The organism is Kribbella sp. NPDC004536 (assembly GCF_042873835.1).
In the GTDB taxonomy this organism is placed as follows: domain Bacteria; phylum Actinomycetota; class Actinomycetes; order Propionibacteriales; family Kribbellaceae; genus Kribbella.
The window spans coordinates 180463-205871 of sequence record NZ_JBIALY010000001.1; the positions used below are offsets into that span (position 1 = coordinate 180463).

The window sequence follows — 25409 nt, forward strand, 5'->3', positions numbered from 1 at the left end:
TCAGCTCCCCTGTCCGGCGCCGGAATAGGTGAACGTGACTGTCGCGCCCTTACAGCCGTCCTGGTTCGAGGCTGTGTCGAGCATGGCGACCTGCGGTGCGGATCCGGCCGGCACAGCGACGGCCGCGTTACCCGGAACCGTCAGCGGATACGTACCGGAGTACTGCGTGATCCGGTAGTCGGTGGGGCCGCACGGCTGGTTGTGGCTGATCGCGTAGGCCGTGCGCGTCACCGAGCTCAGCGCGACTGTCAGGTTGGTCACTGAGATCGGCTTCTTGTTCGGGTTGGTCAGTGTGAGATCGAGTGGTCGCGAGACGCCTGGAGCCAGCTGGCCGGAGAGGTTCCCGCTGATCGTGAACGGTTTGCCGCTGGTGACGAGGACCAGTTGGACGGAGGCGTACGCGTACTGCGTGGATCCGGACGGGCTGGTACCGGAGCCGACGAGGTAGAGCGTGTAGGTGCCGTCGTACGCCGTTGCGGGTGTGGTGATCTGCAGCGTCGACGAGGTGCCCGTCGCTGGGTTCGGCGTGAAGGCTGCGGTGGCGCCCGCGGGCAGGCCGCCGGAGACGCTGAAGGAGATCGGACCCGGGAAGTTCGTACGGGTCAACTGCAAGGTGTACACCGCGGTGGACCCGGGTGCGAGAGTCACGGATGCAGGAGTCGCGGACAGGGCGATCGAACTCGAGAGCGGCGCGTTGACGGTCAAGCCGGCCGACACAGTCCCGCTGACCTTGCCGCTGGTGCCTTGGACGGTGAACGTGACCGATCCGGTCGGTGTCGTGGACGTGGTGTTCACGGTCAGCGTCGTCTGCGCCGTACTGCCCGAAGTGAGCGTCACCGAAGCCGGGCTGAACGTGGACGACGAGCCGCTCGGCAGGCCGTTGACGCTGAACGACACGGCGCCCGTGAGACCGCCGGTCGAGGTGACGCTGACGGTGTACGTCGCCGGTTGGCCGCGGGTCACCGACTGGCTGGCCGGTGTGATGCCCAGCGTGAGGCCGGGCTTCGCCGGCTGCGTCGCGTACGCCAGACCCGCCACGGCGAGCACCAGGCACAGGCCGGCGATCACGAACCTGATCACCCGGCGTGGCGCCGTACGCGTGCCTCGCATCCGTTGCTCACTCCCCCCGAGAACTGCTGCGGTCCCGGCCCGGACGAGGCGCTGGGTCGATGGAGCACCCCGCCCGGGAAACCGGGAAACCGCGACGGTGAACTAGTTGCTGGTCAGCGTCAGCGTGACGGTGGCGCCCTTGCAGGCGTCCTGGTTCGCCGCGCTGTCGGCGAAGGTCAGCGTGCCGGCGCCGGCCAGCGTGACACCGGTCGCACCGGCGGCGATCGTCTGGTCCTCGAGCACAGCCGGGATGGTGAACCAGTTGGAGTCACAGGTGCCCGAGGCTGACACAACAGAGGTCACAGTGCCGATCCGCAGGCTCGACGAACCCGGGTTGTCGGCCGTGAACGTGACCGGCGTGCTGGCGCCCGGCGTCAGTCCGTTGGCGAAGCTCGCGTGCAGGACGATGTTGCCGTTCGAGGCCGCGTTCGTCCCCGCACCCGTACCGGAGCCGGTGGTGCTCCAGTAGGCGAACGCGGAGCCGGCGCCGATCACCAGGGTGGCGGCTGCGGCGATGAGGATCTTCTTCTTGCGGTGCATAGCGGTTTCCCTTCCCCCCGACCCCGAGTGGGCCGTCTCCCCGGAAGGCTGCCAGCCTCGCCGCACGGCGTCTGTCGGGCGATCGGCCAGACCTTGTCGGCCGATCGGTGGTATTCAGATGCTTGTGGATTTCGAGACTGAGCAGACCGTTCTGGCGGCGATCGACGACCAGCGGATCGTCGGCGAGCTGCGGGAGTTGGTGCGGATCCCGAGCGTCGACGGGACCGCGGCCGAGGTCGACGTACAGGCCTGGTGCGCGGAGCGTCTACGGGGGTTGGGGATGGACGTCGACCACTGGCGGCTCGACCTGAGAGCCGACGCGCCGGGCTTCCCGGGGATGGAGGTCGAGCGGGCCGAGGCGTGGGGGTGTGTCGGCGTCCTCGGTGGTGCCGGGACGCCGGGGCTGATTCTGAACGGGCACGTAGACGTGGTCCCGGGCGACGCGTTCGATGCGCGGATCGAAGACGGCGCGATGTGGGGCCGCGGGACCTGCGACATGAAGGGCGGAGTGGCGGCGATCCTCGGTGCAGTCGCGGCGATCGTTGCCGCGGGCATCCGGTTGCGCAAACCGTTGGCGGTGCACACGGTGGTCGGCGAGGAGGACGGTGGGGTCGGTACGTTCGCGACCTTGCGGCGCGGGCATCGTGGCGAGGCGTGCCTGATCGCCGAGCCGACCGCGGGCACGGTGATTCCGGCGAACGCGGGCTCGCTCACGTTCCGGCTGGAGGTATCGGGGCTTGCGACGCACGGTTCGACCCGTAGTCGCGGGGTGAGCGCGATCGAGAAGTTCAGCGTGATCCAGATGGCGTTGCAGGACCTCGAACGGGAACGCAACCGGGATCCACATCCGCTGCTCGCCCATCTCGACCTGGCGAATCCGCTATCCGTCGGCACGATCGCGGCCGGCGACTGGGCCAGCACGGTGCCGGATCGGCTCGTTGCGGAGGGCCGGTACGGCGTACGCCTGGGTGAAGCTCCGGCGGACGCGCGGGCCGCCTTCGAGACGGCCGTGGCTGATGCGTGCGCGAAGGACGACTGGTTGCGGGAGCACCCGGTGAGGGTCAGCTGGCCCGGTGGTGAGTTCGCGTCGGGATTGCTGCCGGAGGACGATCCACTGCTGGCCGACACGGTGCGGGCTGTGGCTGACGTGTCTGGCGGGTCCCCAGCAGTCAAGGGAGCGCCGTACGGGTCCGACCTGCGGCAGTACGCGGCGGCGGGCGTGCCGACGTTGCAGTACGGGCCGGGCGATGTCCGGTACGCGCATGCGGCGGACGAGCACGTCGTACTAGCCGACGTGCTGCAGGCGGCCCGGGTGTATGCCCTGCTGGCTGTCCGTCGCTGCGGTTGATACAAATCCACCATGGTGCCGCTGCGGGGACGGTCTGAGGAGCTGGGCAAGCTCCTGAACGCATTGCGTGCAGCGGGCAACGGCCGTGCGTCGCTGGCGGTTGTCAGCGGTGAGCCCGGCATCGGCAAGTCGGCACTACTAGCAGCGGCTGTGGAGCAGGCTGAGCGGCAGGGCTTCCTGGTGGCGAGTGCGGTCGCTCACCAGACCGACAACATCAGTCCACTGTCCTCGCTCGCTCCTGCGCTGCGCGCGGGTGCTGAGCCGCTGATCGGCACGGACCAGTTCCTGGAACTGGCCGGGCTCAACACGCAGCCCTTGTGGCTGGCTGAACGGTTGGCTGACCTGATCCGGCGGCGGCTGGCCGGAGTACGCGCACTGATCGTGCTGGACGACGCGCAGTGGTCAGATCCGCTGACGGCATTCGTACTGCGGGTGGTGGTCGACCGGCTCCCAGCGGCGCAGGTGCTGTGGTTGCTGGCGACCCGGCCGACTCCTGGCGGTACGGCGGATCAGCTGATGGAGGCGGTCAACGTACCGATCCACAGGATCCCGCTGACGCCCCTGAGCGTTGAGGCGATCCAGGACCTTGCCGCGGACCGCTTGAGTCGTGCGGTCGACCCGTCTCTGGCCGTACAGCTCGCCGGCGTTCAGGGCATCCCGTTCTTGGCCGAACAGCTCATCGCCGGGCTGTACCTCAGCGACAACGACCTGTCTGCGGGGTTGGTGGAGGGTGTACGTCGCCGTACGGGCGAGCTCTCCGAGACTGCCCGGGAGCTCGTACGGACGGCTGCTGTCTTCGGGAGCGAGTTCCGGCTGGAGGACGTGGCCGTACTGATGGCTGCACCGGTAGCGCGGCTGGCGGCGCCGCTGGAGGAGTCGATCCAAGCAGGGCTGCTCGCTGACGGCGGTGCGGTACTGCGCTTTCGGCACGAGCTGCTGCGGTCCGCTGCGCTGGCTGACGTACCGCCTTCCGCGCAGCGGGCGCTGCACGGCGCGATTGCCAACCAGCTAATGGCCGCAGGGCGCGGTGCCGCAGCGGCCGCACCACACGTGCTGGCCGTTGCGCAGCCAGGTGACACGGAAGCCGTCGCGACATTGCGGAAGGCTGCGCGGGAGCTGCTGTCGACCATGTCGATCACCGCGGCCGAGGTGATCCGGGAGGCGTTCGACCTCACCCGTGAAGACGATCCGCTCCGGGTGGAGGTCGGGGTGGACGTGGTGAGCGTTCTGGTCGCTGCATGGCAGTACGACCGCGCCAAGGCCTTTGCGGACGACCTGATGCGCAGTGCCACGCCGGACGTGCAGGCGACGCTTCGGTTGTATCTCGCGCCCTTCCGCCGTCTCGACGTGAGCGAACTGGTTGTTCCTGGGGCGGCGCCCCACCTCGCCGAACGTCTTGCCGGGTACCGCGCTCTCGGCGGTGCGGAAGCTCCGAGTCAGGCAATCGACCCGATTGCCCAGGGGCTGTTGCAGGTGGCTGCGGCGGAGCGGGCTCGGGGTGAGGGGCGGTTTGGTGAGGCGCGGGAGCTGTATGCGGCGGCACGCACGGCGCCGGTGGGGCTTGGGAGTCTGCCGGTCACGCTGGTGGAGGTAGGCGAGCTGTACTGCCGTGCCGAGACAGACGACCTGCCCGCTGCGCTCGTGCGGGTGCGGGAGCTGATGACAGCAGGTGATTCCTGGGCCGCGCCACAGCTAGGTGTGCTGCGCGCACGACTCGAGTACGCGTCTGGCAACCTGCAGGAAGCAGAGGACGCAGCATATGCCGCCCTGCGCTGGATGGACCAGCTACACGACCGCACACTGGCTCCCGCCGCGGACCAGGTCCTCGCACTCGTGGCCCTACTGCGCGGCCACCTCTCCCAAGCACGGAAGCTCGCCGGCACCGACCCGACCATCAGCACACTCCTGGCCATCGCAGACGGCGACGCCCACGCCGTCGACCGCCTCGCAGCCACGCCACGGGACTTCCCAGAACGCGTCGACCTCCTGCTGCAGGCCAACGCAGGACCGGAGCTGGAGCAGCTCCAGCCGTCAGCAGCTAGCCGTGGCGCGCTAGCGGTGGTGGCTGCGGGCGATGACTTCCAGAAGCTGGCTGCAGCAGTGGAGCAAGTACGTGCAGCAGAGAGGCCATTGCTGCTCGCACAGGCCGAGGAGCGGTACGGGCGGGCCGCTCTCGAAGCAGGGGATCGCAAGAACGGCGTACCGGCGCTGGAGCGAGCCCTGGACAGTCTGGCTGCTCTCGGTGCGACGGCTCCGTCCGGGCGGATCCAGGCGGTCTTGCAGGCTGCCGGGGTACGCCGACGTCGCTGGGCCGCCGTACCGCCCAGAGCTCAGGAGGGGTGGGAGTCGCTCACCCCGATGGAGCGGCGGGTCGCACTGCTCGTCGCTGAAGGGCACACGAACCGGTCGGCGGCGGAGGAGCTCGTGGTGTCGGCCAGTACGGTCGGAACGCACCTGCGGGCGGTGTTCGGCAAGCTCGGGGTGAACTCACGGGTCCAGCTGACCCGTTTGGTGCTGGAGCGGTTCGCCCCTCCCCCGAACGCATGAGATTTGGGTGCAGCGTGATCCCGGGCACCGCGACCAGGTTCATGTGTTCGCTCGATCCGCCGGAGCGGCCGTCAGCGGTTTCCTTCTTGCAAGCATCCAAGAAGGGAAGAGCAAAATGACCGAGAAAAACACCGCCTCGCTGCGCTCGGCGGGGGTGGGGGGAGCCACCGTCGTTCTGGTGCATGGTGCGTTCGCGGAGAGCTCCAGCTGGTCCGGTGTGATCGCCGAGCTGACCAGCCGCGGCTTCCCGGCGGTCGCGGTCGCCAACGAGCTGCGTGGCCCGGCCCTCGACGGCAGCCGGGTAGCCGCCCAGGTCCGGGAGATCGACGGCCCGGTCGTCCTGGTGGGGCACTCGTACGGCGGTGCCGTGATCACCGCGGCCGCGAACCAGGCCGACAACGTGTCCGCGCTGGTCTACGTCGCGGCGTTCGTCCCCGAGGAGGGTGAGAGCCTGCAGGACCTGCTCGGCAGCTTCCCCGCCAACGACTTCGCGGCCGGTCTGGTACCGCACCAGCTGCCGACCGCCGACGGCGCCGACGAGACCTGGCTGAGCATCGACCGGTCGAAGTTCCAGGCGCTGTTCGCGGCCGACGTCGAGGACGCCGAACTGCTCGGCCGGACCCAGCGCCCGATCGCCGCTGCGGCCTTCGACGAGAAGTCCGGTACGGCGAGCTGGCAGCGCCTCCCGGTCTACGACCTGGTCGCCACCCACGACGAGGCGATCCACCCCGACGGCCAGCGCACGATGGCCGCCCGGGCGAACGCGACCACGATCGAGGTCGACGGCTCGCACGCCGTCGCCGTCTCCCAGCCGAAGGCGGTCGCCGACTTCATCGCGACCGCGGTCGAGGCAGGTGCCGACCGATGAATCTCCGGCACCTGATCACCGCCGTCGCCGCGGCCGCTCTCACCCTGACCGGCATCACGACCGCGAGCGCGCAGACCGAACACAAGCCGAAGCCGACCGTCGTCCTCCTGCACGGTGCGTTCGCCGACGCGGGCAGCTGGGCCGGCGTGACCGAGCGGCTCCAGCGGGACGGCTACACCGTCGTCGCACCCGCCGTACCGCTGCGTGGCATCGCGGCCGACACGTCGTACCTCAAGGGCGTCCTCGACGGGATCCAGGGTCCCAAGGTGCTCGTCGGGCACTCGTACGGCGGTGCGCTGGTCAGCGAGCTCGCCGGGACGAGCGGAGTGAAGTCGCTCGTCTACGTGGCCGCCTTCATCCCGCAGGCGGGCGAGACGATCGGTGCGCTCAACGCCAAGTACCCGGGCAGCGAGCTCGGCCCGGACACCACGAACGCGATCAGCTACCCGGGTGGTGTCGACCTGGTGGTGAAGCCGGAAGCCTTCCACCGGGTGTTCGCGGCCGACCTCCCGGCTCGGCAGGCCGCCGTACTGGGTGCCTCCCAGCGGCCGATCGCGGCAGCCGCCTTCGACGAGCAGGTCGCGGTCACGGCGCCGGCCGCGCTGCCGAAGTACGCACTGGTTCCGACCGGTGACCACGCGATCCCGCCGGCCGCTGAGCTCTTCATGGCCCAGCGCGCGCACGCCACCACGGTGGAGGTGCCAGGGGCGTCGCACCTGGTGGCCGTGTCGCATGCCGGCACCGCCACCCGCCTCATCGAACAAGCCGCTCGCTGACCAAGGCCGGCCGGACCTGTGGTCCGGCCGGCCTTTGAGGTCAGTCGTCGAGCGACTGGTAGATCGTGGTCCAGAAGTCCTGCATGACCTGCATCGGCGTCGCGGTGGAGGCGCCGACCTGGGTCAGCAGGATGCCCACCACCTGGTTGGCCGGGTCGGCGTACGTCGACGTACCGGAGCCGCCGTCCCAGCCGAACTGGCCGACCGGCGCGTAGTCGCCCCGGTACGTACGGACCGTCATCCCGAAGCCCCAGCCGCCCTGCTGGCCCTGGCCGAACGAGATGTGCACGTTGTCCCGGGCCATCGCCTCCCGCCAGGCCAGCTGCTCCGCCGTCAACCGGTTGGTGGTCATCAGCTCCACCGCCGGCCGGGACAGGACCCGCTCGCCCTGGTGCTTACCGAGGTTCAGCAGCATCCGGAAGTACGAGTAGTAGTCGTCGGCGGTGGAGTTCAGCCCGCCGCCTCCGCCCTGGAACGCCGGCGGGGTGCTGTGCCGGCCGCCCTCGACCTCGTCCCACACGTGGAACTCGCCCGTCGCCGGGTCCGGCACGTAGAGCGGTGGCAGCCGGTGCAAGTCCTCGGACGGTACGTAGAACCCGGTGTCCTTCATCCCGAGCGGGCCGAACACCCGCTCCTGCAGGAAGTCGCCGTACGACTGCCCGGAGACCCGGGAGACAAGTACTCCCAGCAGGTCGCTGGCGATCTGGTACTGCCACAGCTCACCGGGCTGGTGCATCAGCGGCAGGGTCCCGAGGCGGCGCATCCACTCGTCCTGCTCGGGCATCGGCTCGGGCAGGTTCGGCGTCAGGCCCTTCGCGAAGACCTCGTTCATGATCGGCGTGCCGAGCGAGGTCATGTCCATGCCGAGCCCGAAGGTCGAGGTCAGCACGTCCCGCACGGTGATCGGCCGCTTGGCCGGCACCGTGTCGTCCAGCTCCGAGTTGATCGTGCGGAGCACCTTGCGGTCGGCGAGTTCCGGCAGCCAGGTGTCGACCACGTCGTCCAGCCGGATCCGGCACTCGTCGAGCAGCACCATCGCGGCCGCGACCGTGACCGGCTTGGACGTGGACGCCATCCGGAAGATCGTGTCCCGCTGCATCGGCGGCCCGCCGTCGTGGCGCATGGTCCCGAGCGTCGCGACGTACGGCTCGGCGTCGCCGCGGCCGACCAGGGCGACGATCCCGGGAATCTTCCCGGAGTCGACGTACGAGGCCAGGACCTGGTGCAGCCGCTTCTCGGCGGCTGCGGAGATTCCGTTCGTTGACATCAGTGGGTGGTCCTTTCGGTCAGAGGCTGTGGGCGACGATGTCGCCGACGGTGGTGGTCGCCCGGATGGTGAGCTGGGCGGCCTCGGAGTTCTTCAGCGAGTTGTTGATCCGGCCGGTGGTGGTGCCGGCGTCGAGCGAGGCCGAGACACCGGCGGCGGCGCCGACCTCGATCTCGCCGACGTCGGTCTTCAGGACCAGCGCGCCCTGGACTGCCTCGGCGATCCGGATGTCGCCCTTGCTGGTACGGATCTCGGCGGCGCCGTTCAGGCGGCCGACGGAGACGTCACCGGCGACGTTGGTGAGCCGGGCGGCAGCGACCTCGGCCAGGTTGACCGAACCGTGCGAGGTCTCGACGACCACGTCGCCGAGCGGTCCGGTGGACTGCAGCTCCGCGCTCGCGGCCTTGACCTCGACCTGCGAACCGGCGGGCAGTTCGACCTTGACCGCGATCGAGCCGCTCGGGCCGAAGTACTGGTTCTTGGTGACGACCGTGACGCGCAGTACGCCGTCCGCGTACTCGACCTGCGTGGCCTCGGCCGCCTTCACGTCCCGCCCCTTCGACGGGTCGGCCGGCTGCACCTCGACCACGGTGTCGACGCGGTCGGCGGCGATCAGCTGGATGCTTCCGGCGGGGATGTTCAGGACTGCGGAGATGGCCTGCGGGGTGTTGAAGGTAGACATTGTGGTGCCTTTCGATCGTTGTCTTCGTTGTTGTTGACACCACTCTGGAAGGCCGGCCTGACACCGGGCAGCCGCCGCACTGACACGGCCTCGGGCGTGGTGACGGAACGGGTGTCAGCAGCCGAGCCGGTCGGCGACGACCCCCAGTACTGCGTCCAGGTCGCGGCGCATCCGGACCCGCAGACCGAGCTCTGCGATCCCGTCCGCGAAGCCCGGATGTCCCGGCACGACCCGGTGCACGCGGTGGGTCACCACGGCGCCTCCCGCGCCCGCAGTGATGGCGTACATCCCGGCGTACCAGCTCTCAACCGCGAGCGTGCGGCGGCTGAGGTCGACCCGGATCTCGACCGGCTCCACCGGTCCGGCCAGCCGCCGAGTCTAGAGGCCGTCAGAGCAGCCGCTTCAGCGCGGCGTGCCCGGCAGGCAACCACGTGGGCTTACCACCGGGCAGTCCTTTCACCCCCGCCGTACCGATGGCGATCAGGGAGAGGGCGCGGGCGGCAGCCCAGGCGCGGGACCTTCGGTAGGTGGCGTCGTCGACGGGGTACGACTCGAAGAAGCGGTCGACCGTGCCGTCCGGGAGCAGGAGCCAAGCGGCGGACAGGTCGGTGGCCGGGTCGCCGTGGGACAGGTCGCCGAAGTCGATCACGCCGGCGAGGGTGCCGTCGGCAACGACCACGTTCGCCGGATGCAGGTCGGCGTGCAGCCACACCGGCGTACCCGTGTACTCCGGCGCGGCGACCCCGTCGGCCCAGACCTCCCGTACGCCGTCCTCGATCTCGAACTCGTCGGCCCAGTTCTCGAAGCCCTCGGTGTGGCCGCGCAGGCCGTCACCGCGTCCCGGGGTCCTCGGCGCGTCGACGGGAGCGGCTGTGTGCAAGGCGCGCAGGAAGGCGGCCAACGTGTCGGCGGCCTGCGCCGAGGTGATCGGCATACGGTCGGCGGGCTCGCCGGCGACCCACGTGGTGATCAGCCAGGTCTTGGGGAAACGCTCCGACGGCTCACCGAGCCGGACCGGCGTCGGGACGGGCAGTGGCACTCGGGCCGAGATCTCGGGGAGCCAGCGGTGTTCGTTGAGGAGCGGGTAGGGCTTGGTGTCTTTGCGGGGCACTCGTACGGCCAGGGTGTCGCCGAGGCGCCACATCTGGTTGCCCCAGCCGCCGTCCACCTCCGCGAGTTCCAGATCGGCCAGGTCGGGGTGCTGCTCTTTCAACAGAGTGCGCAGAAGTTCCTCGTCCATTCCGAAGCTCATGGTGCGTCAGACGCGTCACACCGGTGGCTGGTTGGGAATAGGTCCCTGTAGTGCTCAGTTGCCCACAGTTATGCGCATTGATGTGTGGTCCGACGTCGTCTGCCCGTGGTGCTACATCGGCAAGCGCCGCCTCGAAGAGGCCCTTGCCGACAGTGGTGACACCGCGGAGGTCGTCTGGCACAGCTTCCAGCTCGACCCGTCGTCGACGAACGACGACCCGCGGGACCTGCCGACCCGCCTGGGCGAGAAGTACGGCCGCGGCCGCGAGTGGGGCGTGCAGGCGAACGCTCACGTCACCGAGGTGGCAGCGGAGGTCGGTCTCGAGTACCACCTCGACCAGGCGAAGTCCGCCAACACCGTGGATGCGCACCGTGTTCTCCACCTGGCCCGTGAACTCGCAGAAGCCGGTGAGGTTCCTGCTGACACCCAGGGCCGCTTCAAGGAGCGCCTCCTGAAGGCGTACTTCACCGACGGCCTCCCGGTCGGTGACCACGCCACACTGACGGACCTGGCCACAGAGGTCGGCCTGCCCACCGAGCGGGTGCGTGAGGTGCTGGCGGGTACTACGTACACGGACGAGGTCGCCGCGGATCAGGCGCAGGCCCTGGCGTACGGCGCCAACGGCGTCCCGTTCTTCGTCATCGACGAGAAGTACGGCGTGAGCGGTGCCCAGCCGGTGGAGGTCTTCCAGGAGGCCCTGCGGCGAGCGAACGCAGACCGTAAGCCCGTGACGCTGATCACCGCTCCCGGCGCGACCGACGGTGACGCCGAGTGCGGCCCGGACGGATGCCCCATCTGATCGCAGGGTTCAGCGGTGGGTACCGGAACTCGTACGAAACGTGGTGTATGAAGGAGGCATGACTGTCGTGCGCGCACTGGCCAGGCCGTTGCTGTCCGTCATTTTCGTCGTGCAGGGCGCGAACGCGATCCGCAACCCGGAGCCGCTCGTCCCCAAGGCGCAACCGGTCACCGATCGATTCGTTCCGATGGTGAAGAAGGTCGCGCCGCCCGCGGTCAGCGACCGGATCCCCGACACCACCGCCAACCTGGTCCGGCTGAACGGCGCGGCCCAGGTGCTCGGCGGTGTCGCGCTGGCGTCCGGCAAGGGCCGCCGGCTCGGCGCATCGCTGCTGGCCGCCTCGCTGGTGCCGACGACGCTCGCCGGCCACGCGTTCTGGCAGGAGAAGGACAAGGCGGTCCGCAACCAGCAGCGCATCCAGTTCATGAAGAACCTGGGGCTGCTGGGCGGTCTGCTGCTCGCTGCCGTCGACACCGAGGGCAAGCCGGGCGTCGCCTGGCGGGCCACCCACGGCGCCAAGGCCGCCAAGCGCGAGACCAAGCGCGGCGCGAAGGCAGCCAAGCGGGAGGCGAAGCAGTTCGCCCGCGAGGCCAAGCAGGCCGCCCGTCTCGCGAAGGCGGAGCTCAGCTGATCCCGATGCCCTAGGCTCAGGGTGGTAGATACCTGAGTTGAGGGAGTGGAATGAGCGAGCAGGGATGGCCGGCGCCGCGGGCTGAGGGTGCGGTTTCGGGACGTGTGACGGTGCCTGGATCGAAGTCGATCAGCAACCGTGCGCTCATCCTCGCCGCGCTCGCCGACGGGCCGTCGCACCTGACCGGCCTGCTCAAGGCCCGGGACACCTCGCTCATGCGGTCCGCCCTGGTCTCGCTCGGCGTCGGCATCAGCGAGAGCGGTACGACGGTCACCGTCACTCCGGGCTCGCTCAAGGGACCGGCCGACGTGGACTGCGGTCTGGCCGGCACCGTGATGCGGTTCGTCCCGCCGGTCGCCGCGCTCGCCGACGGTGTGGTCGCGTTCGACGGCGACGAGTACGCGCGCGAGCGGCCGATGGGGGTCATCCTCGGCGCGCTGCGAGCTCTCGGCGTACAGATCGACGACGGCGGCACCGGGCGGATGCCGTACACCGTGTCCGGCACCGGGTCGGTGCGCGGCGGCACGGTGACGCTGGACGCCTCCGGATCGAGCCAGTTCGTGTCCGCGCTGCTGCTCGCCGGCGCCCGGTACGACGAGGGCGTCGACATCCGCCACGACGGGAAGCCGGTGCCGTCGCAGCCGCACCTGGACATGTCGGTGGCGATGCTGCGTGAGCGCGGCGTCCAGGTCGACGACGCCGAGCCGAACCGCTGGGTCGTTGCCCCCGGCCCCATTCAGGCGCTGGACACCGCGATCGAACCGGACCTGTCGAACGCCGCACCGTTCCTGGCCGCGGCCGTCGTCACCGGCGGCTCGGTCACCGTCACCGGTTGGCCCGCGGAGACCACGCAGCCGGGCGGGCAGCTGCCCGAGATCTTCACCCGGTTCGGCGCAGCGGTGACGCTGGCGGAGGGCGACCTGACGGTACGCGGTACCGGTCGGGTGGCTGCGGTCGACCTCGACCTGAGCGAGGTGGGTGAGCTGTCGCCGGTGATCGCCGCGGTCGCGGCCTTCGCCGACGGGCCGTCGTACCTGCGGGGAATCGCGCACCTGCGCAACCACGAGACCGACCGCCTGGCCGGGCTGGAGACCGAGCTCAACGCGCTCGGTGGCGACGTGACGCAGCTCGAGGACGGGCTCGCGATCCGCCCGAAGCCCTTGCGGGGTGGGCTTTTCCACACCTACGACGACCACCGGATGGCGCACGCCGCCGCGGTCCTCGGCCTGCTCGTCGACGACCTGCGGATCGAGAACATCGGCACCACCGCGAAGACCTTGCCGGAATTCCCCGAACTCTGGTCAGGGCTCGTCGGCTGATGTCGCGGTACGACGAGGAGGCCCGGTTCGACCGGCCCAAGCGGCGCACCCGGCCGCGGACCAAGGACCGCCCCTCGTACGACGACGCCGCCGAAGGTTTCGTCATCACCCGCGACCGCGGCCGCTACACCTGCTGGGTCGGCAGCACCAACTCGGGGCGCGAAGTCACCGCGATGAAGGCCCGCCAGCTCGGCCGCAAGGGCGTGATCGTCGGTGACCGGGTCAAACTCGACGGCGACGCGAGCGGCGACGAAGGCACCCTGGCCCGGATCGTCGAGGTCCTCCCCCGGACCACGCTGCTGCTGCGCTCGGCCGACGACGACGACCCGATCGAACGCCCGCTGGTGGCGAACGCGGACCAGCTCGTGATCGTCGTCGCGGTCGCGAACCCCGAGCCCCGCACCGGCCTGATCGACCGCTTCCTGGTGGCCGCGTACGACGCCGGCATGCGGCCGCTGCTCTGCCTCACCAAGACCGACCTCGCCGCCGCGGACCCGCTGCTCTCGATCTACCGGCCGCTCGGCGTCGAGTCGGTCGCCACCCACCAGGGCGGGGACCTGACCGAGCTCCGCGAGCAACTCCAGGACCGTACGAGCGTGCTGGTCGGCCACTCCGGCGTCGGCAAGTCCACGCTGGTCAACGGCATCATCCCCGGCGCGGACCGGGCCACCGGCATCGTCAACGAGGTCACCGGCCGCGGGCGGCACACGTCGACGAACACCGTCGTACTGCGGCTGCCGGACGGCGGCTGGCTGATCGACACGCCGGGCATCCGCTCGTTCGGGCTCGCGCACGTGGATCCGGACAAGCTGATCCACGCGTTCCCGGACCTGGCCGAACTCGCCGAGGACTGCCCACGCGGTTGCACCCACGCAACCGACGCCCCCGACTGCGCCCTCGACGAGGCGGTCGCCGACGGGCGGGCCGACCCCGCCAGGGTCACCTCGTTCAGGCGCCTGCTCGCCTCCCGTGAGGGCAGGACCGAACCTGCACCACTCACCAACCCCGCCGTCGGAGGCTCCGAACCGCCTCGCCAGGCGTAAGCCGCGCCGGACGAGCTTCATTGGTGAGTGGTGGAGGTCCGCTACTTCTTCGGCAGGGTTCCGCCCCAGACGGCGCGGGCGCCGGCGTCGCCGGTGCGGATGGTCTGGTAGATCATCACGACGGCCATCACGACGACGGCCGCGGTGACGACGAGCTGGAGCGGGCGGCTGTTGATTGCCACCGCACCCCTTCCTGTTGTCGGCAGCAACAGGAAGGCCGCGACGACCAGGATCGCGAACGCCAGCGCGAACCAGAGCAGCAGGTTGCCCCGCGAGCGGTGCACCTGCACCAACTGCTGCAGCTGCGGCAGCGCGGCCACGAACGCGTCCCCGCTCTTCTTCGCCACGAAGGCGCACACCAGCGCGCCGACGCCGAGGACGAGCGCCGGCCAGCGCAGGAACGTACGCCATTTCGGCACCGCGGCGAACGCGATCGCCGTCAGTGCGCTCACCGGCAGCACCACCACGGCGAGATGGATCACCAGCACGTGCAGCGGCAGATCCCCGAAGCGCTCGAACATTGACGCCTCCCGGCAGTCTTGAGGTCGTGGTCGGACACCAATGGCACGTTCGACGACCCGATTCGGTTCAATCTTGTCGCGGGCACCCGGCGCGCTCGGGAGCAGTACAGGCTAGCCTTCCGGCATGCCTTCGCACACGGATGACCTGCGGCTCGCCCACATCCTGGCCGACGACGCGGACTCGACCACGATGGACCGCTACAAGGCGCTCGACCTGCACGTGGCCACCAAGCCCGACCTCACCCCGGTGAGCGAATCGGACAAGAAGGTCGAGGACGTGATGCGTAAGACGCTCGCCCGGGCCCGTCCGCGGGACGCGTTCGTCGGCGAGGAGGAGGGCACCACCGGCTGGGGGGTCCGGCGCTGGGTGGTGGACCCGATCGACGGCACCAAGAACTACATCCGCGGCGTCCCGGTCTGGGCCACGCTGATCAGCCTGATGATCGAGGACCAGGTCGTCGTCGGCGTGGTGTCCGCACCCGCGCTCGGGAAGCGGTGGTGGGCGTCGTACGGCGACGGCGCCTGGACCGGCCGCGCGCTGCACTCGTCGCAGCCCTGCCGGGTCAGCGACGTGAACAAGCTCGAGGACGCGTCGCTGTCGTACGCGTCGCTGAAGGGCTGGGAGAAGCTCGGCAAGAAGAACCAGTGGGCCGAGCTGATGGAGTCCTGCTGGCGGACCCGCGCGTACGGCGACTTCTGGTCGTACATGCTGGTCGCCGAGGGCGCGGTCGACATCGCCGCCGAACCCGAGCTGAACCTGTACGACATGGCCGCGCTGGCGATCATCGTCGACGAGGCCGGCGGCAAGTTCACCTCGATCGACGGCGCCCCCGGCCCGAACGGGCCGAACGCCGTCGCCACCAACGGCCGCCTCCACGACGAAGTCCTCAAACGTCTCGAGTAAGCCGCCGCTGCAGGAACGCGGCCTGTGCCGGATCACTGGTGAAAACAAGCGCTTCCTCGTACGCCACCCGTGCCTCGTCGAGCCGCCCGAGCCGTCGAAGCAACTCGGCCCGGGTGGAGTACAGGTACGGGTACGTCGCCAACGCCGGATCATCGGGCAACTGCTCGAGCGCCGCCGCAGGCCCCTCCACATAGCTGACCGCCACCACCCGATTCAACCGGACCACCGGCGAAGGCCACCTCGCGACCAACAGGTCGTACAGTCCCAGGATCTCGGACCACTCGGTGTCCTCCCAGCGTTCGGCCTCCACATGCACCGCGGCAATCGCCGCCATCAACCCGAACCGCCCACCTGGCGCGACCGCTTCCGGTACCAACGCCAACCCCTCGGCGATCAGCTCCCGGTCCCACTGCGAGCGGTCCTGGTCCTCCATCAACACCAGTTCCCCGCCCACCTGGGCCCCCCGCCGAGCCTCGGTCAGCAGGAGAAGCGCGAGCAACCCAGTCACCTCAGCACTCCCCGGCAAGAGCAGCCGAATCATCCGGGCAAGCTCGATCCCCCGCTCTCCCAGCACTGATCGGTGGTGTCCGTCCTCGCCCGGCACTGAGCCGGCGGCTTGGCCTGTGGTGTAGACGAGGTGGACCACGTCGAGGACTGCTTCGATGCGGTCGGGGAGTTCCGCGCGGTGGGGGATGCGGTAGGGGATGCCGGTGCGGGAGATCTTTTGTTTGGCTCGGGTGATGCGGGCCTGCATGGTGGCTTCCTTCACCAGGAAGGCCTTGGCGATCTCCGCGGAGGTGAGCCCGCAGACCAACCGCAGCGTGAGGGCGATCTGCGCCTCCTGCGACAGCGCCGGGTGACAGCAGGTGAAGATCAGGCGGAGGCGGTCGTCGGGAAAGGTCTCGTCGACGACATCGTCGGCCGGGATCAGCAGCGACAGCTTCCGCCGCGCCACATCCGCCCGCCGGCGATGCTCCAACGCCCGCCGGGTCGCAACAGTCGTCAACCAGGCACCCGGCCGTCGCGGCACGCCTTCCGAAGGCCAGTGCAGCAGCGCCTTCGCGTACGCGTCCTGCACACAGTCCTCAGCCAGATCCAGATCCGCCGCCACCCGAGCGGTCGCAGCCAGTACGGCGGCCCACTCCGAAACATGAGCCGCCGCCACCGCCTCCACCACCGGATCAGCCACCCGAGCCACCGGGGTCGCCGTGTGGGTGGATGTCAGCCACCGTTGACCAGGGGGCGGACCTCGACGCCGCCCATGGGGGACGGGACCTGTTTCGCGATCGTGAGTGCTTCGTCCAGGTCGGCGGCCTCGATGATGTAGTACCCGCCCATCACCTCCCGTGTCTCCGCGAACACCCCGTCGGTGACGACGTACCCGCCGTTGCCGTCGGACCGGATCGAGGTCGCGGTCTCACTCCCGTCGAGCTGCCCGCCGCTGCGGATCGCACTGCCGTTGGCCTCGGCGAAGGCCCGGTGGTTCTTGTGGTTCTGCTCCATCACCGATCCGTCGTCCGCGGCCCACTTCGCCTCGTCGTCGTAGATCATCACCAAGTACTTGCCCACGTTTCCGTCACCTCTCTCGGTTACAGCATCTACCACTCCGATGCGCGACCCCGGCCGAAATCGACAACCGCCACGAGGAAGTTTCCCGACCACGTATGGTGGCCGGTATGCCCTTGGACTACCCCATCGCGGAGCAGACGCTGGACAACGGCCTGCGGGTCGTCGTCAGCTCGGACCGCGCCGTCCCGATCCTCGCAGTCAACCTCTGGTACGACGTGGGATCGCGCCACGAACCACCGGGCCTGACCGGGTTCGCGCACCTCTTCGAGCACCTGATGTTCCAGGGGTCGCGCAACGTCGCCTCCGGTCAGCACTTCAGCCTGCTGGAGACGGCCGGTGCGAGCCTGAACGCGAGCACCTTCTTCGACCGCACGAACTACTTCGAGTCGCTGCCCAGCGGCGGCCTGGACCTGGCGCTGTGGCTCGAGGCGGACCGGATGGGTTACCTGCTCGACGCGGTCAACCAGGAGAACCTGGACAACCAGCGCGACGTGGTGAAGGAGGAGAAGCGGCAGAGCTACGACAACCGCCCGTACGGCGACTCGTACGAGCGGCTCGTCAAGCTCGCCTTCCCCGAGGGCCACCCGTACGCACACATGACGATCGGCTCGATGGCCGACCTGGACGCGGCCTCGGTGGAGGACGTGCACGCGTTCTTCCGCAAGTACTACGGGCCGAACAACGCGGTCCTGACGATCGTCGGCGACGTGTCCGAGGAGGACGCGTTCGACGCCGCCAAGCGGTACTTCGGCCACCTGCCGGCGATCCCGACCCCGCCGCCCGCGCCGGACGGCACGATCGGCCCGATGACCGACGTCCAGCGTGACGACGTGACGTCCGACGTACCGTCCGACCTGGTCACGATGATGTTCCGGCTGCCGGTCGACGGTACGCCGGAACTCGACGCGGCCGGGCTGGCCCTGGACATCCTCGCCGCCGGGCAGAGCGGCCGGCTGAACCGGCGCCTGGTCCGCGACGAACAGATCGCGCAGTCGGTGTCCGGTGGCGCGCTGCCGCTGATCGGCGGGGTGTCGTTCGGGACGCTGACCGGGATCGCGTCCGACGGCGTCGACCTGCAGAAGGTCGAGGACGCGCTGCTCGAGGAGATCGAGAAGCTCGCGGCCGACGGTGTCACCGAGGACGAACTGGCGACCGTTCAGGCGCAGGCGGAACGCGACTGGCTCGAGCAGCTCGCGACCTGCGCGGGCCGGGCGGACGAGATCTCCCACCACGCGCTGCTGTTCGGCGACCCGAACCGGATCAACACCCGGATCGACCAGGTCCAGGCCGTCACCGTCGACCAGGTCCAGGCGGCCGCCGCGAAGTGGATCCGTTCGACCGGCCGCGTCCAGGTCACGTACCGCCGTACCGAGACCTCTGGAGACCAGGAATGAACCAGGTACTGACCACTCCGCCGGCCGTCGGCGCGCCGCGTCCGTGGCGGTTCCCGGAGGCGACGACCACCCGGACCAGCGTCGGTACGCCGGTGCACGTCTTCGACCGCCCGGGGCAGTACGTAGCCACCGTACGGGTGACGATCGCGATGCCGCTGATCGCCGAACCGCGGGACCTCGAAGGCGTCGCGACGATCATGTCGCGGACCCTCGACGAGGGCACCGAGCTGCATTCGGCGAACGAGTTCGCGGCCGCCCTGGAGCGGCACGGCGCCGCGTACGGCGTCGACGTCAGCTCGGACGCGCTGCACGTCGAGATCTCCGTACCGGTCTCGCACCTCGCGCCGGCCGTCGAGCTGCTGGCCGAGGCGATCACCAAGCCGGCCTTCAACCAGGCCGACGTCGGGCGGCACGTGACGATCCGGCTCGGCGAGATCAACCAGGAGCGGGCGAACGCCGGCTACCGGGCGCGGGAGGCGTTCGCGGCGCATCTGTTCGACGCGTCGACGCGGCGGTCCCGGCCGACCGCGGGCCGGCCGGACACGATCCGGCCGCTGACGAACGTCGAGGTCGCGGAGTTCTACCGCAACAACATCGGTCCGGAGCGGGCGGAGATCCTGTTCGCCGGCGACGCGACCGGCGTGGACGTGGCCGGGATCATCGACGCGGCCTTCGGCGGCTGGACGTCCACGGCCGGTACGGCGCTGGAGACCCCGGAGCCGATCTACCTTCCGGGCAACCGCGTCGTACTGGTCGACCGGCCGGGCTCGGTGCAGAGCCAACTGCTGATCGGCTGCGCCGGCCCGGACCGCCGGGATCCGGCGTGGGGCGCGGCCGCGGTCGCGAACCATGTCGTCGGCGGGACGATCACCTCCCGCGTGGACACGGTCCTGCGCGAGGAGAAGGGCTACACGTACGGCACGCGGACCAGCTTCGCGGCGCCGCGCAAGGGCGGAACGTTCAGCCTCGGCGGCGCCGTACGGACCGAGGTCACCGGTGCCGCGATCGGTGACGCGCTGCGGATCCTGCGGGAGGCCCGCGACGGGCTGACCGAGCAGGAGGTCCAGGAAGCGAAGGACAGCCTGATCCGGACCGCGCCGCTGCGCTACGAACAGGCCGACTCGGTCGCCCAGCAGGTCGGCAGCAACATCGCGAACGGCGTACCGATCGACTTCGCCGACACGTACCTCACCAACATCGCAGCCACCACCGCAGTCGAGGCGACCGAGGCCTACCGGCGGTACGTCGGCGCCGACGGGCTGCTCGTGGTCGTGGTCGGAGAAGCCAAGGACGTCCGTCCTCAGCTCGAGGGCCTCGACCTCGGCGACCTGGTCGAGCTGTAGCCGACCGGCTGCCCCCGAACGGGTCGGGGGCAGCCGCCGGTCAGCTGGTGATGTAGTTGGACAGCTGTTCCCGCTCGAACTCGAGTTCACCGATCCGGGACTTGACCACGTCCCCGATGCTGACCAGCCCGGCAAGGTTGCCGTCGACAACGACCGGGACGTGCCGGATCCGGCGGTCGGTCATCATCCGCATCAGGTTGTCGATCAGGTCGTCGGGTGTACAGGTGTGTACCTCGGCCGTCATGATCGCGCTCACGCGTACGTCGCCCGCGTCCGGCGTGCCGTTCCAGAGCCGCACGATGTCGCGCTCGGACACGATCCCGGACACGGTCGACCCGTCCGCGCTGACCACCACCGCGCCGATGTTCTTCTCGGCCAGCAGGGCGAGCAGTTCGGTGACAGTGGCTTCTGGGGAGATGGTGACGACCTGGTTGCCTTTGCCGCGCAGTACGTCGTTGATCTTCACGGAGCCTCCTGCAGATCGAAGGACCAATACCCCAAGGTAACGGCAATCCCCCGGTCACCCCCGGTGACAACGACGGACAACCGCTCCGGCCCGCGGTGTTTAGGTCTTTGAACGCTCAAAGGTCTGGCACTCCGGGCGCTCGCTACTTAGGGTGACTGCAGGTCGTGGGCGAGGGGGGATCGTGCACGGCAGGCAACAAGGAGCTGGACCGGTCGTGCGGGCGGTGAGGAGGGGGGACCTCCCGCACGACCGGTTCAGCACTCGTCTCCAACGCTCGCCCGCAGCGCCCGTCGACGCCTGTGGTCAGCGTTCGTCGCGGAGCATTTCGATGGCGGCCTGGCGGTCCTTGACCCGGAGCTTGCGCAGGACGGTGGAGATGTGGACGCGAACCGTCGTCGGCGAGAGGAACAACCGCTTGGCCACCTCGTCGGTGGTCAGGCCTTCGCCGAGCAGGCCCATCACCTCCCATTCCCGGGACGTCAGCAGGGCCGCCTTCGACCGCCGGGCCGAGCGCCGTCGGCCCGGCTCGCGGAACTCGTCGAGGATCCGCGCGACCAGCGACCGCGGGATCGCCGCCTCACCGGACAGCACCCCGCGCAGCGCCTCCGGCAGCCGCGCCGGATCGGTGTCCTTGAGCAGGTAGCCGGACGCGCCGGCGCGGAGCGAGTCGAACAGGTCGTTGTCGTCGCGGGACACGGTCAGCATCACGATCGCGATGTCCGGCAGCAGCCGGGAGATCTCCGCCGCCGCCCGGATCCCGCCACCGGGCATGTGGATGTCCAGCAGTACGACGTCCGGCTCGTACTCCTCGGCGAACCGGACCGCCTGCGGCCCGTTCGCCGCCTCCGCGCAGACCTCGAACCCACCCGCCTCCAGGGCCTGCCGGATGTGCGCCCTGAGCTGCGGATGGTCGTCGGCCATCACCACCCGTTGCGGCTCGCCGGTCACCACCTCGTCACCACCTGACCACCACCGTCGTCCCCTCGTCCGGCTGCGTCGTCAGTACGAAGGTACCGGGCAGCGCCTCCGCGCGCTCGCGCATGCTGATCAGCCCGAACCCCGTCTGCCGCTGCGCCGAGTCGAAACCGGTCCCGTCGTCGGCGATCCGCAGCATGCTCTCGTCGCCGTGCCGGCTCAACTCGATCCGTACCCGCTCCGCCTTGCCGTGCCGTACCGCGTTCAGCACGGCCTCGCGCGCGATCCGTACCAGCGCGTGCCGCTGCGGGCGGTCCACCACGATCGACTCGTCCAGCGCGAGGTCGAGCGTCACGCCGTACCGCTGGGCGAGCTCCTCGACGGCCCGGTGCAGCACGAACCCGAGCGGCTCGTCGTCCGAACGGCCGAGTGCCTCCAGCATCTGCCGCGCCTCGTCCAGCGCGCGGTCGCTCGCGCCGAGGATCTTCTCGACCTTCGGGCCGTCGAACGTGGAGATCTCCGAGCGGATGTAGCCGAGCTCCTGCAGTACGCCGTCGTGCATCTCGCGGGCGAGCCGTCTTCTGTCCTCGGCCACAGCGATCTCTGCCTGCAGCGCCCAGTGCCTGCTGATCTCACGGCCGGCCGCGATGAGCAGCAGCAGGTACGACGCGGTCCGCAGCGCGTCACCGGAGTACAGCCAGTCGGGGCGTACGGGTGGGAAGAGGAGGTAGTTCAAACGCGCGAAAGCACCTACTGCACAAGCAGGGCCGAGCCAGCGCAGGAGAACGTCGTCGCGGCTGCGGGCCTGCAGAGTGAACGCCACCGCGGCTACTACGAAGAAGACGAGTGTCAGCAACTGTGGAACCAAGAAGCCGTCCGAGGTAGCTGCCGACGCTGCGGGCAGCGACGCCTTCCGCCAATACAGAACAGCGCTGAGCAAGAGCATGCCGACCACGGCAGGCGCAAGCGCCCAGTGCCGCCAGCCGCGCCGCCGGGTATGCCTGTTCGGTACCAGGGCAGACACAGCGATCAGCAGCGTGCCGACGATCCGCAGACACGGCGGCAACCAGATGCCGAACGGGCCGACCGGTTCGTTCTTCATCAGCGTGACGCTCAGCAGGGCGTTCGCCACACCGATGACGACCAGTCCCTGAAGCAGCAGGAGATCCTGCCAGGTGTTCGTACGCAGGAAGCGCCCGTACACCAGGAACGCGAGCAGGAGGGCGACGCACGCGTTGACGGTCTCCAGTACCAGGTGCGCGGCCAGGCTCTGGGACCCGAACTCGCGCTCCCACTTCCCCACGCCGAGTGCCAGTGCGGCCAGGCAACAGACAACGACCACGAGCGCAACGCTGCCGCGTGCCGCCCACATACCTCCCGCCAGCCGACGCCTGCTCACAATCACAGACCGTACGCCAGTCATGACCCTGCCCGCACGCCGTCATTTGCGGAACCGATCGGTCTCTATGCGGTACGGATAATCCGGCGCTCCCGGTGCCGCGGTCGGCTAGGCTCGCCGCGTTCGGGAGAGGGGTGGCGGGGTGGGGTTCCGGCAGGACTTGGCGGTACTGCGGCATCGCGACGTACGGGTCTTCGTGTCCGCCCGGTTCATCTCGATCCTCGGGTCGTCGATCGCCCCGGTCGCGCTGGTGTTCGCCGTCCTCGACGTGTCCGACTCCGCGAGCGCGGTCGGCACCGTACTGGCGGCGCGCAGCATCCCGAACATCGTGTTCCTGCTGATCGGCGGCGTGATCGCGGACCGGTTGCCCCGGCACCTCGTGCTCGTCACCGCGAACACGATCAGCGGTCTCACCCAGGGCCTGGCGGCGGCGCTCGTACTGTCCGGGCACGCCACCGTCTGGCAGCTCGCCTCGATCGAGGCGGTGAACGGGATCGCGTCCGCGTTCGTGATGCCCGCGATGACCGGCATCCTGCCGTCGATCGTGGACCGCTCCGAACTCCCCCAGGCGAACGCGATCGCGGGGTTCGCGCGCTCCGCCGCAATGATCGGCGGCGGCGCGGTCGCCGGTGTGATCGTCGGCCTGACCAGCCCAGGCATCGGGTTGGCGGTCGACGGCCTGACGTTCCTGATCGGAGCCTTCCTGCTGTCCCGGTTGTCGATCCCGCGGATCGAACGGGCCGCCAGCTCGGTGCTCAGCGACCTGCGCGAGGGTTGGCACGAGTTCGCGTCCCGGCAGTGGGTGTGGGTGATCGTGCTCGCGTTCGCGCTGCTCAACCTGATCTACACCGCGTGCTACCAAGTCCTCGGCCCGGTGATCGCGGACAAGACCTTCGGGCGTACGGGCTGGGGTCTCGTCAGCGCCTGCTTCGGCGCCGGACTCGTTGCCAGCGGCATCATCATGCTCCGCCTCAAACCCCGCCGCCCGCTGCGCACCGGGATGCTCGGCATGCTGTTGACCGTACCGATCATGCTGTGCCTGGCATTGCTGCCGCAGCTGTGGGCCGTCGCGATCGCGGCGTTCGTACTGGGCGTCGGCTTCGACATCTTCGGCATCAGCTGGGAAACGGCCCTCGGCCAGCACGTCCCGATCGACAAGCTCTCCCGCGTCTCGTCGTACGACATGCTCGGCTCCTTCATCGCCGGGCCCGTTGGCCAACTGACGGTCGGGTACGTCGCGGTTGCCATCAGCGCCAAAGCCGTCGAACTGTACGGCGCCGCACTCTTCGTACTCATCACCGTCGCCACACTCGTCGTCCCGTCCGTCTGGAACCTGCGTAGGCTGGACGCGTGAGCTCAATCGTCCCGGGACCCAAGAAGAAGCTCGAGGAAGAAATCACCGCGGCCCGCTCCGGCGCCAAACCGCTGGACGCGAGCGCCCTCAACCCGTCGGCCCCACCTCAGCAAGAGCTGACCGGCCTGGACGACTGGCCCGGCCCTCTCCGTACGGCCGTCGAAGCCGAGCACACGCGCCTCACCGCCCTCGAAACCAACCGCCGCAAAACCGCCGACCGCTCCGTCCCCGCACTCGCCGCCGCCCTGGACACCCTGCTGTCCGACCTCACCGACCACCTGGGCAAACCCCGCCTCTTCGGCAAACCGGCCGCCACCACCGCCGACCCGGAAATCGCCACCTTCCTAGGCATCCCGCCCGAAGACCTAGCCACCCCAGCCGGCCGCGGCGACCACCGCACCGCCCTCCGCACCCTCAAACAACTCCGCTCCCAACTCAAAGACCTGTCCGAAACCCCGGACCACGACCGCCTGACCCGCCTGTCCACCTTCACCATCCGCCTGGCAGTAGCCACCGAAGCCGCCCCCGCCTCCATCCCGGCGCTCGCCCCCACAGCCCTGACCCGCTACACCCAAGCCCTCCCCGACCCCCAATGGACCAACACCTTCGAACAAAAACTGGCCACCTGGAAACAAACCCTCACCCGCTAACCACCCCGCCCCCAAAGGACGCCGCTCCGCGAGGGCTGCTGTGGTCCGCGGGCGAAAGGTCACCGCTTCGCGGCGGCTGTTCTTTTGGCGCCTTCGGCGCGGCGCGCGGGAGGTAGTCCCGGGGTGCAGGCGGTGGCGCCAGGTGCCGTGGTGTGGGGTGAAAGGACAGCGCTTCGCGGTGGCTGTTTTTCTTTGGCGCCTTCGGCGTGGCGCGGGAGGCGATCGTGGGGTCCAAGTCGATGGCGCCGGGTGCTCTGATTCTTGGGTTCGGGGGCCGTTCCGCGCGCGACACTCCCTCCCCGAACAGGGCCACCTCAACCGGGGTGGGCCGCCCGCCGGCACAATGCGATCACAACACCCACCCCCATACCTCCGCCGACACCACGAGCCCTCGCGCGACCAACCCCAGCTACGCGACCACCCCACGCGCGCGCCGCACCGGCTGCCCTGCTTCCTCGGACGGCCGGTTCCGGAAGAGCGGCAGATCTGCAGTCGGGCGGGCGGCAGGTTTGCAGCTGCGGAGCGGCAGATTTGCAGGGACAGCAGCGGCAGACTTGCAGTCCGAGGCGTACCCGGTGAGGTGCGCGATCAACCAGAGCCCCGAGTTGAGTTGCCGTTGGGGCGGGTGCTGCCGCAGCCTGCGCGTGCGCTGATAAACGAGGCGATGACCTCGCCCGAGGTTGATCTGCCAATAGGCCCGCGCTACGGCTGA

Annotated in this window: 25 protein-coding genes; 13 read left to right on the top strand and 12 right to left on the bottom strand. The window is 69.6% G+C overall.

Features of this window, described 5'->3' with window-relative positions; translation table 11 throughout:
- Together ACFYRU_RS00900 and ACFYRU_RS00905 are read right to left on the bottom strand one after the other, a co-directional pair.
- Complete coding sequence (locus tag ACFYRU_RS00900; RefSeq protein ID WP_387651469.1) at window positions 1-1110, bottom strand: hypothetical protein; 1110 nt, start codon at window positions 1108-1110, stop codon at window positions 1-3.
- Between the two features lie 102 nt (window positions 1111-1212).
- Window positions 1213-1650: a hypothetical protein gene (locus ACFYRU_RS00905; RefSeq protein ID WP_387651472.1), complete on the bottom strand. Its 438-nt coding sequence runs from the start codon at window positions 1648-1650 to the stop codon at window positions 1213-1215.
- Window positions 1651-1774: 124 nt separating this feature from the next.
- Between ACFYRU_RS00905 and ACFYRU_RS00910 the strand changes: the two genes are divergently transcribed.
- The 4 genes from ACFYRU_RS00910 to ACFYRU_RS00925 all read left to right on the top strand — a co-directional run bounded on the left by ACFYRU_RS00910 (window position 1775) and on the right by ACFYRU_RS00925 (window position 7189).
- The gene (locus tag ACFYRU_RS00910; protein ID WP_387651474.1) at window positions 1775-2998 is read left to right on the top strand and encodes an ArgE/DapE family deacylase; all 1224 of its coding nucleotides are present in this window, start codon (window positions 1775-1777) and stop codon (window positions 2996-2998) included.
- A 12-nt stretch (window positions 2999-3010) separates the two neighbouring features.
- The gene (locus ACFYRU_RS00915; protein ID WP_387651477.1) at window positions 3011-5545 is read left to right on the top strand and encodes an ATP-binding protein; all 2535 of its coding nucleotides are present in this window, start codon (window positions 3011-3013) and stop codon (window positions 5543-5545) included.
- Window positions 5546-5660: 115 nt separating this feature from the next.
- Window positions 5661-6413 (top strand): alpha/beta fold hydrolase, encoded by a 753-nt coding sequence (locus ACFYRU_RS00920; RefSeq protein WP_387651478.1) that lies wholly within the window; start codon window positions 5661-5663, stop codon window positions 6411-6413.
- On the top strand, window positions 6410-7189 hold the full coding sequence (locus tag ACFYRU_RS00925) for an alpha/beta fold hydrolase (RefSeq protein ID WP_387651480.1): 780 nt from the start codon (window positions 6410-6412) through the stop codon (window positions 7187-7189). Before ACFYRU_RS00920 ends, ACFYRU_RS00925 begins: the two co-directional genes overlap by 4 nt.
- Before the next feature lie 40 nt (window positions 7190-7229).
- On the opposite strand, the gene ACFYRU_RS00930 is transcribed toward ACFYRU_RS00925, so the two are convergent.
- The 4 genes from ACFYRU_RS00930 to ACFYRU_RS00945 all read right to left on the bottom strand — a co-directional run bounded on the left by ACFYRU_RS00930 (window position 7230) and on the right by ACFYRU_RS00945 (window position 10378).
- On the bottom strand, window positions 7230-8456 hold the full coding sequence (locus ACFYRU_RS00930) for a serine hydrolase domain-containing protein (RefSeq protein ID WP_387651483.1): 1227 nt from the start codon (window positions 8454-8456) through the stop codon (window positions 7230-7232).
- 19 nt (window positions 8457-8475) lie between these two features.
- The gene (locus ACFYRU_RS00935) at window positions 8476-9138 is read right to left on the bottom strand and encodes a DUF4097 family beta strand repeat-containing protein (RefSeq protein WP_387651486.1); all 663 of its coding nucleotides are present in this window, start codon (window positions 9136-9138) and stop codon (window positions 8476-8478) included.
- Window positions 9139-9252: 114 nt separating this feature from the next.
- A complete protein-coding gene (locus tag ACFYRU_RS00940) occupies window positions 9253-9495 on the bottom strand; it encodes a hypothetical protein (RefSeq protein ID WP_387651489.1) in 243 nt (80 codons plus the stop codon).
- Between the two features lie 31 nt (window positions 9496-9526).
- The gene (locus tag ACFYRU_RS00945) at window positions 9527-10378 is read right to left on the bottom strand and encodes an aminoglycoside phosphotransferase family protein (protein WP_387651492.1); all 852 of its coding nucleotides are present in this window, start codon (window positions 10376-10378) and stop codon (window positions 9527-9529) included.
- Window positions 10379-10460: 82 nt separating this feature from the next.
- Here ACFYRU_RS00945 and ACFYRU_RS00950 point away from each other — a divergent pair, with 82 nt between their 5' ends.
- From ACFYRU_RS00950 to rsgA, 4 genes are read left to right on the top strand one after another with little or no spacing between them, the layout of a single operon-like run.
- Window positions 10461-11189, top strand: a complete 729-nt coding sequence (locus ACFYRU_RS00950; protein WP_387651494.1) for a DsbA family protein — start codon at window positions 10461-10463, stop codon at window positions 11187-11189.
- 58 nt (window positions 11190-11247) lie between these two features.
- Window positions 11248-11820: a DoxX family protein gene (locus ACFYRU_RS00955; protein ID WP_387651497.1), complete on the top strand. Its 573-nt coding sequence runs from the start codon at window positions 11248-11250 to the stop codon at window positions 11818-11820.
- 50 nt (window positions 11821-11870) lie between these two features.
- Complete coding sequence (aroA, locus tag ACFYRU_RS00960) at window positions 11871-13139, top strand: 3-phosphoshikimate 1-carboxyvinyltransferase (RefSeq protein ID WP_387651499.1); 1269 nt, start codon at window positions 11871-11873, stop codon at window positions 13137-13139.
- Window positions 13139-14182: a ribosome small subunit-dependent GTPase A gene (gene rsgA, locus ACFYRU_RS00965; RefSeq protein WP_387651502.1), complete on the top strand. Its 1044-nt coding sequence runs from the start codon at window positions 13139-13141 to the stop codon at window positions 14180-14182. The genes aroA and rsgA overlap by 1 nt, the downstream gene beginning before the upstream one ends.
- A 41-nt stretch (window positions 14183-14223) precedes the next feature.
- Here the strand turns inward: rsgA and ACFYRU_RS00970 are convergent, their stop codons facing one another.
- Window positions 14224-14703 carry a DUF2231 domain-containing protein gene (locus tag ACFYRU_RS00970; RefSeq protein ID WP_387651505.1) on the bottom strand — a complete coding sequence of 160 codons (480 nt, stop codon included), beginning with the start codon at window positions 14701-14703 and terminating at the stop codon, window positions 14224-14226.
- A 124-nt stretch (window positions 14704-14827) separates the two neighbouring features.
- Here ACFYRU_RS00970 and hisN point away from each other — a divergent pair, with 124 nt between their 5' ends.
- On the top strand, window positions 14828-15607 hold the full coding sequence (hisN, locus tag ACFYRU_RS00975; RefSeq protein ID WP_387651507.1) for a histidinol-phosphatase: 780 nt from the start codon (window positions 14828-14830) through the stop codon (window positions 15605-15607).
- Here the strand turns inward: hisN and ACFYRU_RS00980 are convergent.
- Window positions 15591-16796 carry an RNA polymerase sigma factor gene (locus ACFYRU_RS00980; RefSeq protein ID WP_387651509.1) on the bottom strand — a complete coding sequence of 402 codons (1206 nt, stop codon included), beginning with the start codon at window positions 16794-16796 and terminating at the stop codon, window positions 15591-15593. The genes hisN and ACFYRU_RS00980 overlap by 17 nt on opposite strands.
- A 32-nt stretch (window positions 16797-16828) precedes the next feature.
- On the bottom strand, window positions 16829-17176 hold the full coding sequence (locus ACFYRU_RS00985; RefSeq protein ID WP_387651512.1) for a YciI family protein: 348 nt from the start codon (window positions 17174-17176) through the stop codon (window positions 16829-16831).
- A 107-nt stretch (window positions 17177-17283) separates the two neighbouring features.
- Between ACFYRU_RS00985 and ACFYRU_RS00990 the strand changes: the two genes are divergently transcribed.
- Both ACFYRU_RS00990 and ACFYRU_RS00995 read left to right on the top strand, forming a co-directional pair.
- Window positions 17284-18570 carry a M16 family metallopeptidase gene (locus ACFYRU_RS00990; RefSeq protein WP_387651515.1) on the top strand — a complete coding sequence of 429 codons (1287 nt, stop codon included), beginning with the start codon at window positions 17284-17286 and terminating at the stop codon, window positions 18568-18570.
- On the top strand, window positions 18567-19913 hold the full coding sequence (locus ACFYRU_RS00995) for a M16 family metallopeptidase (RefSeq protein WP_387651518.1): 1347 nt from the start codon (window positions 18567-18569) through the stop codon (window positions 19911-19913). Before ACFYRU_RS00990 ends, ACFYRU_RS00995 begins: the two co-directional genes overlap by 4 nt.
- A gap of 40 nt (window positions 19914-19953) precedes the next feature.
- Here ACFYRU_RS00995 and ACFYRU_RS01000 read toward each other — a convergent pair whose 3' ends face one another.
- The 3 genes from ACFYRU_RS01000 to ACFYRU_RS01010 all read right to left on the bottom strand — a co-directional run bounded on the left by ACFYRU_RS01000 (window position 19954) and on the right by ACFYRU_RS01010 (window position 22693).
- A complete protein-coding gene (locus ACFYRU_RS01000) occupies window positions 19954-20379 on the bottom strand; it encodes a CBS domain-containing protein (protein ID WP_387651521.1) in 426 nt (141 codons plus the stop codon).
- A 303-nt stretch (window positions 20380-20682) separates the two neighbouring features.
- Window positions 20683-21330, bottom strand: coding sequence for a response regulator (locus ACFYRU_RS01005; protein WP_387651523.1), 648 nt, complete (start codon window positions 21328-21330; stop codon window positions 20683-20685).
- Between the two features lie 4 nt (window positions 21331-21334).
- Complete coding sequence (locus tag ACFYRU_RS01010) at window positions 21335-22693, bottom strand: sensor histidine kinase (RefSeq protein ID WP_387651525.1); 1359 nt, start codon at window positions 22691-22693, stop codon at window positions 21335-21337.
- A 142-nt stretch (window positions 22694-22835) separates the two neighbouring features.
- Between ACFYRU_RS01010 and ACFYRU_RS01015 the strand changes: the two genes are divergently transcribed.
- Both ACFYRU_RS01015 and ACFYRU_RS01020 read left to right on the top strand, forming a co-directional pair.
- Window positions 22836-24047, top strand: coding sequence for an MFS transporter (locus ACFYRU_RS01015; RefSeq protein ID WP_387651528.1), 1212 nt, complete (start codon window positions 22836-22838; stop codon window positions 24045-24047).
- Window positions 24044-24697, top strand: a complete 654-nt coding sequence (locus tag ACFYRU_RS01020) for a hypothetical protein (RefSeq protein ID WP_387651530.1) — start codon at window positions 24044-24046, stop codon at window positions 24695-24697. The genes ACFYRU_RS01015 and ACFYRU_RS01020 overlap by 4 nt, the downstream gene beginning before the upstream one ends.
- The last annotated feature ends 712 nt before the right edge of the window (window positions 24698-25409 follow it).

Coding starts and splice junctions, on each gene's coding strand:
- hisN (WP_387651507.1), top strand. CDS start 14,828: ATGCCTTCGCACACGGATGACCTGCGGCTCGCCCACATCCTGGCCGAC.
- ACFYRU_RS00970 (WP_387651505.1), bottom strand. CDS start 14,703: ATGTTCGAGCGCTTCGGGGATCTGCCGCTGCACGTGCTGGTGATCCAT.
- ACFYRU_RS00930 (WP_387651483.1), bottom strand. CDS start 8,456: ATGTCAACGAACGGAATCTCCGCAGCCGCCGAGAAGCGGCTGCACCAG.
- ACFYRU_RS00950 (WP_387651494.1), top strand. CDS start 10,461: ATGCGCATTGATGTGTGGTCCGACGTCGTCTGCCCGTGGTGCTACATC.
- ACFYRU_RS00995 (WP_387651518.1), top strand. CDS start 18,567: ATGAACCAGGTACTGACCACTCCGCCGGCCGTCGGCGCGCCGCGTCCG.
- rsgA (WP_387651502.1), top strand. CDS start 13,139: ATGTCGCGGTACGACGAGGAGGCCCGGTTCGACCGGCCCAAGCGGCGC.
- ACFYRU_RS00945 (WP_387651492.1), bottom strand. CDS start 10,378: ATGGACGAGGAACTTCTGCGCACTCTGTTGAAAGAGCAGCACCCCGAC.
- ACFYRU_RS00955 (WP_387651497.1), top strand. CDS start 11,248: ATGACTGTCGTGCGCGCACTGGCCAGGCCGTTGCTGTCCGTCATTTTC.
- ACFYRU_RS00905 (WP_387651472.1), bottom strand. CDS start 1,650: ATGCACCGCAAGAAGAAGATCCTCATCGCCGCAGCCGCCACCCTGGTG.
- ACFYRU_RS00925 (WP_387651480.1), top strand. CDS start 6,410: ATGAATCTCCGGCACCTGATCACCGCCGTCGCCGCGGCCGCTCTCACC.
- ACFYRU_RS00915 (WP_387651477.1), top strand. CDS start 3,011: ATGGTGCCGCTGCGGGGACGGTCTGAGGAGCTGGGCAAGCTCCTGAAC.
- ACFYRU_RS00935 (WP_387651486.1), bottom strand. CDS start 9,138: ATGTCTACCTTCAACACCCCGCAGGCCATCTCCGCAGTCCTGAACATC.
- ACFYRU_RS00920 (WP_387651478.1), top strand. CDS start 5,661: ATGACCGAGAAAAACACCGCCTCGCTGCGCTCGGCGGGGGTGGGGGGA.
- ACFYRU_RS00990 (WP_387651515.1), top strand. CDS start 17,284: ATGCCCTTGGACTACCCCATCGCGGAGCAGACGCTGGACAACGGCCTG.
- aroA (WP_387651499.1), top strand. CDS start 11,871: ATGAGCGAGCAGGGATGGCCGGCGCCGCGGGCTGAGGGTGCGGTTTCG.
- ACFYRU_RS00900 (WP_387651469.1), bottom strand. CDS start 1,110: ATGCGAGGCACGCGTACGGCGCCACGCCGGGTGATCAGGTTCGTGATC.